Below are 10,855 nucleotides of genomic sequence, written 5' to 3'. Positions count from 1 at the left end.
CGTTTCTTCATTCTGGATCGTCACTTTCATCATGCGATCCACCTTAACGACCGGTCCGAAATTCCGCGACCACCTCTCAATGATAAATGCACCAACCCAATACAATGCCTTCTAGACAATTTCCCCCAGAGTTTCGAACAAGATGTCATCCAGAGAAAGGCCGCTATTGGGCGCGGTGAGCAGAATATCCCCGTAGAATATGGAGTTTGCGCCCGCTATGAAACACAGCAACTGGTCGCTGACCGAGAAGCCGTCACGGCCAGCTGACAGCCTGATCCGCGCGTTCGGCATCAAAATCCGGGCGGTTGCCACCATGCGCATCATTTCAGGGGGGCGCGTGCGGGGTAGATGACCCAGTGGTGTGCCCGGAACCGGGATCAGCGCGTTGATCGGTACGCTTTCCGGAACAGGGTCGAAGCTGGCAAGAACACCAAGCAATTCTGCCCGGTCACGCAGGCTTTCGCCCATGCCGATGATGCCCCCACAGCAGATATCCACACCTGTTGCCCGCACGTGATTAAGCGTCTCCAACCTGTCGCGATAGGTGCGGGTGCCGATGATTTCGCTGTAGAACTCTGGACCCGTATCAAGGTTGTGATTATAGGCCGACAGGCCCGCGTCAGCGAGCGCCTGGGCTTGATGGCGATCAAGCATGCCGAGTGTGACACATGCCTCCATGTCGAGCGCACGGACACCACGGATCATTTCAAGGACGGCATCGAATTCCTTGCCATCCCGTACCTTGCGCCAGGCGGCACCCATGCAGAACCGCTCCGCCCCGGCCTCCTTCGCGCGCGCGGCAAGTTGGACCACCGTGTCGGGGTCCATGAAGTGCTCTTTCTGCAGGCCGACTTCCTTGTGGTGGGCCGACTGCGGGCAATAGGCGCAGTCCTCCGGACAGCCCCCGGTTTTGATGCTCAGCAGGCTGGCCTTCTGGATGTCTTCAACATCGTGGTGCGCACGATGCACTTCTGCAGCTTGATGTAGCAATGTCAGCAGCGTGCTACGCAGGAGTGTTTCGGCGCGGTCGCTCAGTTTCGCGACCACTGTTTCTGTTTGGTCAAGCACGATTCAGCCTTTGATCCAGCGCTTGAGGGTAACGGGTGCGATCAGTGTTAGGATCGCGGCCAGGGCGACTTTCATCACATCACCAAGCAGGAAAGGGGCAAGGCCAAATTCCAACAATTTGTCCGTCGGAACAAACTGTGCGAGCCAGATCAGCCCGGCGGCATAGATAAGTACTAGACCGGCAGTCATCACTAGCGGTGCAGATTTCGATCCGAACCGATCAACAACCCATCCAACCAGGCTTGCTGCCAGCAGGAAACCGAAAAGATAGCCACCGGTCGGCCCAACCATATAGGCAATACCGATACCTTTTTCCGGTGTTCCGGCGAAGACCGGCATCCCTGATGCGCCAGCAACGAGGTATCCAATGATGCTGGCCGCACCAAACCGCAGGCCGCCCAGTCCAGCAATCAGCAGGACTGCAGCAACCTGCATTGTCATTGGCACCGGATAGAATGGGATGGTGATTTTTGCCGATAAGGTCAGGAGCCCGACTGCTAGGGCGAAGCGAATAGGAAAACTTGAGATGAGGGCGCGAGGTTCTGCAGTGGTGATGGACATGAGGCTTCACTTTTATCTATAAAAATGTAGATTGGATGACTCACTTCTACATATCATAGATAAATACACAATCAAGAATTAACCCCGCGACAGGTGCCGGACTAAGATGGCACAAGCCGCCTTCTCATCCGCTCTCTTGATGGCCTTCAGGATTGCGCTGTGATCTGCATCCGATGTACGGGACCAAGTCGTCTTCCAACGCGTATGAAAGCGAATAGCGGACAGCCGTTGAAGCTGTTCGATTTGACTGAGAAGCCTTGGCCGGTCGCATGGCTGCAGGATTGCCAGATGAAAAAGCCTATTCGCTCTTTCCCAAGAAATCGCATCGTCCGCTTTGTCACATGCGTGGCGGAAAACCTCCATATTTGCATAGTCTTGAGACGTTGCCCGCGTCACCGCCCGCCGCAATGCGAGCGGTTCCAGTGAAAGGCGCATCTCAAGAATCTCGTCATGATCTTGATCCGACAGCTTGAAAACCCTGACACCTTTGCGTGGGATCGCAGTTGCGAGTTCCATTTGTACGAGTCGCTGAAGCGCTTCACGAACTGGAACATGGCTGCACTGAAAGCGTGCAGCAATATGATCTTGCGCTAGTCGCGCGCCCTGAACGAGATCACCACGGATGATCTCTTCGGCCAAAGTGTCTGCGATAATCGCTGGTTTTATTGATAAATCGGGCATGGATGCGATCTACCCCGGCCTAAGTGATCCGCAAAGTACTTTCTTTTCAGCGGCGGTATAGGTCTTGCGCTGACCATATTTTTCGCCAACAGCCAAGGTCAAGTCACCGTCGAACCCGCCGGTTTTCGTCGTCAGAGTAACAAATGACAGCTGTTGCTAACGTACAGTCTGGTCCCCCACCGGAACAGACCTCAATGACCGGTCCTCACGCTGCGTCGCCGCACCCCGCATGATGCGCATGCAATACAATCAGCGCTGCGAGCGCACGCAGCGAAAATCAAAGACTTCTGCAGTGGGCTCTCTCGTTGAATCCGCCGCGCGAAGGACGAACGACCGCTCTGCTGAAAATCGCATGGGCAAAGAGCGTTCCGATATTTGGCGTCTACACGCTCTTTGCCCATGCTATGGTTGGTGCCAAGTGTTGACCGAAAGCACACGGTAGATATTTCAAGAAGGTGAAAGGGCAGGGCGGTGCGTCTCGATGTCAACCAAGACCGCCTCAGCGACCGTTACCCGCATGGGCCGAGACTCTGGCCTCTGACCAACCATGTGGCCGCGCCGCGCGCTGGCTCGGAGAGACAGGGGGCGGCGCACCTGGGCCACAGGGAGGGTAGGGGTCAGAGGCTCGGGGCAGAGGCCGCCTGCCGGCCGAAGCCTAGGGCGCGGTCCCAGTAGCGAAGCGACGGGGAGGGGCACGAACGGTGTTGTTGGAAAACCGCGTGACAAACGTTCTATTTTTGTTCTTATGTCCAACTATGCCGATTTTCGTCCGAGATTTGATTGACGAGGGTGCGATTGCCTTCATCACGTGCCAGGAGTGCGGACGTATGGTTCGCTTGGCCGGGCCGCGTTTGCTGCGCCGCTTCGGTGTCGAACGACGGGTGCGAACTGTTCTTCATGCTTTGACCTGCGAAAATTGCGGTATGCTTGGGGAAATGACATTGAAGTTTGACCGGCATGATTTGGCGGCGGCGCGACAGATCCGGGGTCTTAACCTGCATGACGATTGGCCGACAACGGCCCGTGACCTGGCTGATATTGATGATTGTGCCGAAGGAAAGATTGAAGACGTGTGTAATTTGTACTCGAATACGACGGCTAGCGACGCAATGCGGCAGCTATTTCAAATAGACGCATCGAACGACAGGTTGGGAAATGCGGAACCTCGGCCCGCAATCTTCCCGAAAAAACCCGCGCCGGTGGTCCGTCTCGACGAGGACGGGAACCGTGAGCTGATCGAGATGTCTTGGGGCTTTCTCACGCCAAACTTTTCCAAGAAGACGGGCAAACCGATCCTTCCGCAAGCTTGGAACAACGCACGCGATGATAAGCTGCAAAAGAGCGGGCTTTGGTCCGCCAGTTTTCGTGAACGTCGGTGTCTTATCCCTGCATCGAGCTTCAATGAGACGAAAGGCCGGCAACCCGCGACGGATTACTGGTTTGCTTTGTCGGCAGATCGGCCGGCAGATCGACCGCCCTTTGCGATCGCCGGGCTTTGGCGGCGAGAACAGAAGGAGCTGCGGGCACAAAGCACACATGAGCTGACACACACGATGGTGACGACAGAAGCGAATGAACTGGTGCGCCCGATCCACGCGAGGGGCAGAATGCCGGTAATCCTTGATCCGTCGGATTATGAGACATGGCTGACGGGCACCCCGGACCAGGCGCTTGCGCTGCTGCGTCCGTATCCGGCGGCTGGGATGCGTATCGTTCTTCAAGGTGTTGGGGTGAAGGCTGATCCGATCCTTGATGACACATGAAACCGCCCACCAGCTCTATTGGATATGATCAGCGGCTATCCGCCATCTTTTTTTGGGTGGGATTCCGTTGTCTCGCGCGCGCTGTAGACTGAGAAGCACGGTACAGGCCGGGAGGCCGATGGCCGTGAAGGTGAAGCCGGGGCGCAGGCCCCGGTGGATCTTCCCCACAAGGCATAGGCGACAAAAAGAGTGCCAATGCCCAGAATATTTCACATAACTCCTGTTACATTTCATTTTCGACGAACTGTTCAGGGTTCCTTGTGGCATCTGTTCGGTCGCGCGGGCGAGGATCCTGACTCGAGTGGGCGAAGACTACAGGCATCGGTCGGCCTGCCGACTAAAGCTGATGCGGCTGTGCTGGACGCCCCCAACACAATGAAAAAAAGGGCTTCGGACAACATATCTCGCTGGAACACCTGTTGCTGACTGCGCGATCTGTTCTTGAATATTTCACGATTTTCGTCTACATAAGGATCAGTAAAGGGATGGTCTAACCGTCCGTTCATTGGCGGGCCTCGGCTCGCCTTTGAATTTTATAGCCCCTCGTGAAACACATCATACTTGCCGATTTCACAGGTTGTTCCCGAACAAAAGTGAAGTTTTTCAAGCAATACCTCGATGGCGCGTTGATCGGTTTGGGACCGCTGACCGGTTGCATGAAGGTAGTGATTTCCGATGGGCCGCGCGGTTAGGTCGGCAATCTGAAGGCCGGTCGAATTACTTTTCTTGTCCATCAACTCAAGCCGAAAAGTCGAGTAATCGCGTGTTGACACCGGCGCCAAGAGCGAGCCTTGGACCGATACCTGCTTGTAGGCTTTGCTGAGCGCTTCATCTTCTTCGCGGCCACGTGCCTCAAAAACGATATGAAGCTCCTTGGCCAATTCGCCTGGGTCGTGGACCTTCAGGTAGTCCTCAATCTGCCGGAACCCTCTCGAAAGGGAGATGTGGTACGGATCGTAAGACTTATGCCATTCGGGCACTTTGGGCTTGTCGATTACGACGCAGAAGCATCGGAACTGGGCGTCTCGCATCAACTGCGTCAGCTCATCTAGAAAGGCGCGTCTGCGATCACCATGCAAACCTTCATACTTCGAACGAACAGCGGGGTCTCTAATCTTGTCAGACTTCCGCAGGTCTCGTTCATGCAAAATGATGTTGTCACAGCCCCAATATTTGAACTTCAAACGGTTGAAACGCGGGATCAGCTCGTCGATGTAGTGATCCTTCTCGAACATACAGTAATTGAGGCAGAGCAACGGGTACTCTGGCGCGGCTTTCCAATTGGAATGACCACTCTCGTCGACATAGACGACATATTTGCTGAACTCTGACATCACGGACAACCTACGCCAAATTGCGTATGCACAGCAAAGAGATATCCGGCGCAGCCATCATAGCCCACGCCGCCTGTGCAGCCCGATCAGGCTGCCAATGAGGTTCAACTTGCCCCTGTTGTGGGCTTTGATCATGCCGCGCAAGGCCCCGCCGGGGTTCATCACCGGCGCTGTGGGATGGTCGCGGTTGGCGTCGAGAAGCAGGATGCAAAGGGCGGCAGGGACCCGGCCCATACGGTCGCAAGCTGCCGCCCAGGCTGTGACGTTGATCCCCTGTTGTGGCAGGGCCATCACCTAGAGATTTCAAGCGCTCCTTCCTCTCAACCCCGTCCTTTTCCGCACGCACCTGGTCCTCCTCTGCCTGTCGCCGTGCCGCCTCGCGCTGCTCTGCGAACGGGTCTCCGTGCTTGACGACAAAGGTTGGTGCCGCTGCGGTGAACACTTCTTGTGAAATGGCATTGCCATGCAGGACTTTGCCAGCCAAATGCAGGTGCAGAAGTCATTCGCGCCTGCTGCACTCTAATTTCGACGGTCTGGCACGTTGTAAGGGGCTGCTACTCCGCAGCGGGCCGAAGTTTCCTTTTCGGTAAGATGACAGACGAAATGCTCTTGGTAATCAGATACCCAATGATCAACATCACCGCGAGCCATTGCGTAAAGACCGTGGTGAAATCCTTTAAGGTCAGAGAGTTGTGGTACATAAAGTACATTTTCGACATTCTCCATTTGTACAAGCGAGGAAGGGCCCTGCCCATGTTCTTTCGCGGCATCAACAGATTTACCAACCAAGAAGACCCGTTGATGAACGGCATGACGATACCGCACAGAAGTTGCAGTGCTAACAGCGGCATAGGTGTCAGAGCATCAAATGGCCCAAATTTTGATAACACGTTTTCAGCCGCATCAGGTTTGGCCCCGACACCCTGGGTCCGGAAGAAACAGGGCCACAGTGGGAACGTCCAGTACTTGACGACATCCAGTGGCTTGGTTAGCCGGGGGACCGCCTTTGGCGTACAGCCAATCAGCTTGGCCACTGACATCATGTAGGCCATGTAATCAACCAATACGTTATACTCAGGCGTTAGGTGGAAGCAGGTCCTTTCGGCGGCGGCGTCACTCGAAGCGAGTTGGTCATAATCCGTCGGCAGCTTCAAGTTGCCTATATGCAGCTGAGCAATGTAGCGAGAGACCATTTCCGCGCATTGCGGAATGCCACCGGAGTGTGGGCGTGCAAACCCGACAAAAGCCAGATGCTCGCCCATACCTGCTGGGAAGCAGTGCTTGAACCATGTGCGCGGGTTCGTATTCAAGACACCGTCCCCCTCGGAACAGGAGATCCAGTCAAAGGCCAGGTCAAAACCGGTACACGCCACGATGACATCGACGTCTAGATCATAGGCCTCTTGCTCATTCGGCACCTCCGTTGCCTGGAACAGGCTTGCGTCCCTTAATGTCAACATATTGTTTTCAATTGATATTTCAGGGGCAATCACGATATCCAGAAGCCCCTTGGCTGCTGCTGTCAGCGTAATCGCCGACTTCGTAGGCACCATGCTTGTATCGCTGGAGTAATAGTCGGATTCCCAGGCGCGCGCCGTAAGCGCACGAGACAGACCTTGCACGGAATTTGGGCCGTGTTTTTTGCGCACATCCGAAACCAGCCCTTGCAGCGCAACCGACCACAATCCCAGAGGCAGGTTACGAACGGCCCGGGTAATCGTTATGCTTTCCAAAACCCCGTTGGGTTTGTAATGCTGGGCCATATGCTTGTATTCGTCATATTTAGCATCATTCAGGAAAGGCTCAACAAAGCGGGGGGCACAGTCTGGGTAGCGACGCCCCCAAACTGTCACATTAGCGGCGGTTTCGGCCGCCGAACTTGCTACATCGGCACTCCCTTCACCCATCCCCACAACCAGCACTTTCTTGCCTCTCACTTGCTCGGCAGAGCGGTAATCGGTGGAATGAAGAATTTCTCCTTTGAACTGCATGAGTTCTTCGGGGATCTTTGGCTTGTTATTCGCGCCGGTGGCCACGATCAGTTTGTCGAAAATCTTGTCGGTTGTCCGCGGCTCGCCTGGATAGGAGTGGTTTGTCAGGCGTACTTCCCACTTTCCTGTCTGCCGGTTGAGATGCGCATTTTCGACAGTCGTTTCCAGCTGCATATGCTGCTTCAACCCAAAATGTTCGACATATCGAGTTAGGTAATCGAAATACTCGTCCTGAGACCAATACTTTACGCCCTTGTCGACATCCGGTGCGGGGAAGTCCGAGAACGACATGAAGATACTTGAGATCGTCAGGTGCAGATTCTCGAACGTGACGCCGGAATCAGGCGCAAAGACACCACCAAAGGACGACCGACTGTCGACAGCTATGGCGTCAAGCCCAGCTTCTTGCATTTCTTTCAACGCGACTAGCCCCGATGGGCCTGTACCCACGATTAGAATATTTGCAGTAGTCATTTTATCACTTTTCAAAGCCAGCTGGCGCTTGTGGCCGCTTTTTTGTCCGCCAACGATCTTGGTCGCGTCGAAACATCCCTTGCGAGGGAACAGCTTTCTCCGCCACAGATAACCTTTAGCAGAGCATTATTCTAAGTGTTCCACCCTGAAAGGTAGTAGCGCTGCTTTTTGAACAGCCTTAGGTTGAGTTTGTACCATTCTTTCATAGCTTGCAACGGCGTCTTGCTGGCAAGAGCTGATTGCGGCATTTTTTCGCCACTTTTTTGCTTGACGCATAACGGATACTCTAGGCTTCGGCCGGCAGGCGGCCTCCGCCCCGAGCCTCTACCCCCTGCCCTCCCTGTGGCCCAGGTGCGCCGCCCCCTGTCTCTCTGAGCCAGCGCGCGCCGCGGCCACATGGTCGTTCAGGGGCCAGAGTCTCGGCCCATGCGGGTAACATGGAGTAACAACGGTCCTTCGCCTTTGTGTCTACTGTTGGGCTCGTTGGAACTCGTATGAGGAGACCTGAGAACATGACCGCAACCGATGAATCGATGACCTATGTTGGCCTTGATGTATCCTTGGCAGAAACGCATGTTTGTGTCTTGTGCGGCGACGGCAAGACCCTTTTCCAAGGCGCTGTCCCATCTGAACCGGCCACCATCGCTGAGTGCCTTGAGCAGCACGCCCCGAATTGCCAGCGCGTTGCTGTCGAGACAGGCGCGACGACGCCGTGGTTGTGGCGAGAGCTGCGGCACCGGGATGTGCCAGTCATCTGTGTTGATGCGCGCCACGCCAATCAGGCACTTTCGATGCCTTCGGGCCACAATTTGTTCCGACACTTAACAGAAAGACACGGACACAACGAGCAAGTGGAAAGACCGATCAGAATGCCCTGTTAATCTGGCAGGGAGCTGTTTTGACAAAGGCATCTCGAAACCCACCCATTGGCGAGTTCTCAAAGGCAGCGATAAACAAACAGTTTTTGAGATCCATTGCACAGCTGAGCACACACCCCCAAGGGCCACTCAGAGCAATCAACGAATTGTCCAAGCATAGCATCATTGTGGTCATTTTTCCGTTGCTGCCAGGCACGTTTTTAGATGGTGCCGTGATGCTGCTCAAAGGAAAGACTCCTGTGATCGGTCTAACTTTACGCCACGACAGGATCGACAATTTCTGGTTCACGCTTCTTCACGAGCTGTCCCATCTGGCAAAGCACTTCGACATTCTTTCTTCGACTGACCATGTCTTCTTTGACGAGTTAGACATAGAGACAGACGATCAGATCGAAGCTGAGGCAGATTCACTCGCGAAAAACAGCTTGGTTCCATCAAAGTTTGCTAAGGTTTGTAAGAAGAAGTTCGCGCGGACCGAAGAGATCGAAAAAGCAGGTGAAGAAGCAGGCGTTCATGTGTCGATTGTCGCAGGGCGTTGGCAGAAGGAAAATTCAGACTACAAAAAATTCTCGCGACTTATCGAACGCAATACAGTTCGGGACATGTTACAGAGCGCGTGAGTTTTGTACGGCGCACTCCCGTACACTTGACATGTACGCCTATATCCCGTACATAATGCAGCAAGAGAACAACCTAGCGGCTTGATCAAATCGAGCCTGAAGCTGAAAGGAGACTACAATGTTGGCGTTTGAAGACACCACGGTGGCGGTCGACGAGCCCAAAAGCGCTCGCCTGGAAGCCCGTACACAGCCTTCCGTGAAGGACACAATCAACCGCGCAGCGACGCTGAACGGTGTTGATGTCAGCTCTTTTGTCGTAAATGCGGCCTACAATGCTGCTCAATCGACGATTGAAGCGCACAAGGTAACGGTGATTGAGAGTGAGGCGGACAGGAAAGCGTTTTTCGACGCTTTGGATAATCCGCCCAAACCAACGAAGCGTTTGGTCGACGCTTTTGCATTGCGCAAGAAACTCATTGCGAATGCCGAGTAAGACCGAAGATCAACCACCGTTTACAATTCAGCCGTTCGATCCAAAGACCCACGATCGAGCGGCTTTTTCTTGTGGCGTTCCGCAAATCGACAACTACCTGAAACTGACTGCAAAGAAGGGCAGTAAGGCGGATGTTGTGCGCGTTTGGGTAGTTGTTGACGAAAATAGCAATATCGTCGGTTTTTATGGCATCAATATGCATGCAGCCGATATCAGAGACATGCCGGAGCCCTACAAGAAAAAGGCAGGCAAACACGGTATGCTGCCAGCAGCTTTCATTGCGATGATCGGAGTTGATGAATCCCAGCAAGGAAATGGCATCGGTAGTGCTCTGGTCGCAGATGCTCTGAGCCGAATTGCCCGCGTGTCCGATGAGATTGGAACCTGTGTCATCATTTTGGACGTCTTCGATGACGGCGATGCCGAGACTGTCGCACGCCGAAAAAAGTACTATGAAGCTTTTGGGTTCCTTCCTCTTCCCGATCAACCTCTTCGGCTTTTCATGCCTGTTCAGACGGCACGGGAACTCGCCGGCTGATTGTTGCAGAAGAGAAGCATACATCAACCAGTCTCGTATCTGAAAGCAATGGACAGGGCAAACGCGGCTAAAGTGATGATAGGAGTGATTTTGAGTAGCACTTTTCAGAAAACAGGATTGGGGTCGAGCAGGAGACCGACGGCCATCTGTGCGTCTAAACAGTTCTTTGCGTCGTCAATGGTGAAGGACGCAGGAGCCGTTGTTCCGGCCATTTTCGTCAGCCGTTGCCAGCCCTCAAGAAAGTCTCGTAGCTTTGGCAGGTCGTCGATATCGGGACCATTTAGCCGGGCGACTGTCGGCAGCCGGTACGCCTCATCATCACTTGGAAGGATTGACAAACTTCCTTTGCCATCAGCGAGATGGGCGAGACCACGAAGGAGCTTGCACCAGTCAGAAATTGGGCGATTTCGATCACCAAAGATGCCTGTCGTTTCAAACAGAGGTGGTCGCGGAATTTCGGACCGGTCGTTAAGGTGGATCGCATGATGAAAGTGACGATCCAGAATGAAGAAAC

Annotated in this window: 12 protein-coding genes; 5 read left to right on the top strand and 7 right to left on the bottom strand. The window is 54.3% G+C overall.

The window, feature by feature from the left end; all coding sequences use genetic code 11:
• Window positions 1-111: 111 nt before the first annotated feature.
• The 3 genes from bioB to Q1A75_RS22590 form a co-directional block, all read right to left on the bottom strand.
• The gene (gene bioB / locus Q1A75_RS22600) at window positions 112-1,068 is read right to left on the bottom strand and encodes a biotin synthase BioB (protein ID WP_299556076.1); all 957 of its coding nucleotides are present in this window, start codon (window positions 1,066-1,068) and stop codon (window positions 112-114) included.
• A 3-nt stretch (window positions 1,069-1,071) separates the two neighbouring features.
• Window positions 1,072-1,629: a biotin transporter BioY gene (locus Q1A75_RS22595; RefSeq protein ID WP_299556074.1), complete on the bottom strand. Its 558-nt coding sequence runs from the start codon at window positions 1,627-1,629 to the stop codon at window positions 1,072-1,074.
• Window positions 1,630-1,707: 78 nt separating this feature from the next.
• Window positions 1,708-2,310, bottom strand: coding sequence for a GntR family transcriptional regulator (locus Q1A75_RS22590; RefSeq protein ID WP_299556072.1), 603 nt, complete (start codon window positions 2,308-2,310; stop codon window positions 1,708-1,710).
• A gap of 827 nt (window positions 2,311-3,137) precedes the next feature.
• Between Q1A75_RS22590 and Q1A75_RS22585 the strand changes: the two genes are divergently transcribed.
• Window positions 3,138-4,073 carry an SOS response-associated peptidase gene (locus Q1A75_RS22585; protein ID WP_299551100.1) on the top strand — a complete coding sequence of 312 codons (936 nt, stop codon included), beginning with the start codon at window positions 3,138-3,140 and terminating at the stop codon, window positions 4,071-4,073.
• Window positions 4,074-4,606: 533 nt separating this feature from the next.
• Here the strand turns inward: Q1A75_RS22585 and Q1A75_RS22580 are convergent.
• The 3 genes from Q1A75_RS22580 to Q1A75_RS22570 all read right to left on the bottom strand — a co-directional run bounded on the left by Q1A75_RS22580 (window position 4,607) and on the right by Q1A75_RS22570 (window position 7,887).
• Window positions 4,607-5,407 carry a DUF3800 domain-containing protein gene (locus Q1A75_RS22580; protein ID WP_299551104.1) on the bottom strand — a complete coding sequence of 267 codons (801 nt, stop codon included), beginning with the start codon at window positions 5,405-5,407 and terminating at the stop codon, window positions 4,607-4,609.
• Window positions 5,408-5,464: 57 nt separating this feature from the next.
• Window positions 5,465-5,698, bottom strand: a complete 234-nt coding sequence (locus Q1A75_RS22575) for a replication initiation protein RepC (protein ID WP_299551107.1) — start codon at window positions 5,696-5,698, stop codon at window positions 5,465-5,467.
• A 263-nt stretch (window positions 5,699-5,961) separates the two neighbouring features.
• A complete protein-coding gene (locus tag Q1A75_RS22570; RefSeq protein ID WP_299641343.1) occupies window positions 5,962-7,887 on the bottom strand; it encodes an NAD(P)/FAD-dependent oxidoreductase in 1,926 nt (641 codons plus the stop codon).
• 479 nt (window positions 7,888-8,366) lie between these two features.
• Between Q1A75_RS22570 and Q1A75_RS24335 the strand changes: the two genes are divergently transcribed.
• The 4 genes from Q1A75_RS24335 to Q1A75_RS22555 all read left to right on the top strand — a co-directional run bounded on the left by Q1A75_RS24335 (window position 8,367) and on the right by Q1A75_RS22555 (window position 10,341).
• Window positions 8,367-8,753 (top strand): transposase, encoded by a 387-nt coding sequence (locus tag Q1A75_RS24335; protein ID WP_366142228.1) that lies wholly within the window; start codon window positions 8,367-8,369, stop codon window positions 8,751-8,753.
• Between the two features lie 17 nt (window positions 8,754-8,770).
• Window positions 8,771-9,370, top strand: a complete 600-nt coding sequence (locus tag Q1A75_RS22565; RefSeq protein ID WP_299551112.1) for an ImmA/IrrE family metallo-endopeptidase — start codon at window positions 8,771-8,773, stop codon at window positions 9,368-9,370.
• 118 nt (window positions 9,371-9,488) lie between these two features.
• Window positions 9,489-9,803: a DUF1778 domain-containing protein gene (locus Q1A75_RS22560; protein ID WP_299551115.1), complete on the top strand. Its 315-nt coding sequence runs from the start codon at window positions 9,489-9,491 to the stop codon at window positions 9,801-9,803.
• Window positions 9,793-10,341 carry a GNAT family N-acetyltransferase gene (locus Q1A75_RS22555; RefSeq protein ID WP_299551118.1) on the top strand — a complete coding sequence of 183 codons (549 nt, stop codon included), beginning with the start codon at window positions 9,793-9,795 and terminating at the stop codon, window positions 10,339-10,341. Before Q1A75_RS22560 ends, Q1A75_RS22555 begins: the two co-directional genes overlap by 11 nt.
• Window positions 10,342-10,445: 104 nt before the next feature.
• Here the strand turns inward: Q1A75_RS22555 and Q1A75_RS22550 are convergent.
• On the bottom strand, window positions 10,446-10,855 hold a 410-nt coding region (locus Q1A75_RS22550), incomplete at its 5' end, for a hypothetical protein (RefSeq protein ID WP_299593145.1).

Origin of the sequence: uncultured Tateyamaria sp., assembly GCF_947504105.1 — a bacterium.
GTDB lineage: Bacteria > Pseudomonadota > Alphaproteobacteria > Rhodobacterales > Rhodobacteraceae > Tateyamaria.
This window is presented reverse-complemented; position numbering and strand designations above follow the sequence as displayed.

Excerpts from the sequence above, each read along its gene's own strand:
- Q1A75_RS22585 (WP_299551100.1), top strand. The coding sequence starts at position 3,138 with ATGGTTCGCTTGGCCGGGCCGCGTTTGCTGCGCCGCTTCGGTGTCGAA.
- Q1A75_RS22560 (WP_299551115.1), top strand. The coding sequence starts at position 9,489 with ATGTTGGCGTTTGAAGACACCACGGTGGCGGTCGACGAGCCCAAAAGC.
- Q1A75_RS22555 (WP_299551118.1), top strand. The coding sequence starts at position 9,793 with ATGCCGAGTAAGACCGAAGATCAACCACCGTTTACAATTCAGCCGTTC.
- Q1A75_RS22590 (WP_299556072.1), bottom strand. The coding sequence starts at position 2,310 with ATGCCCGATTTATCAATAAAACCAGCGATTATCGCAGACACTTTGGCC.
- Q1A75_RS22575 (WP_299551107.1), bottom strand. The coding sequence starts at position 5,698 with ATGGCCCTGCCACAACAGGGGATCAACGTCACAGCCTGGGCGGCAGCT.
- Q1A75_RS22580 (WP_299551104.1), bottom strand. The coding sequence starts at position 5,407 with ATGTCAGAGTTCAGCAAATATGTCGTCTATGTCGACGAGAGTGGTCAT.
- Q1A75_RS24335 (WP_366142228.1), top strand. The coding sequence starts at position 8,367 with ATGAGGAGACCTGAGAACATGACCGCAACCGATGAATCGATGACCTAT.
- Q1A75_RS22595 (WP_299556074.1), bottom strand. The coding sequence starts at position 1,629 with ATGTCCATCACCACTGCAGAACCTCGCGCCCTCATCTCAAGTTTTCCT.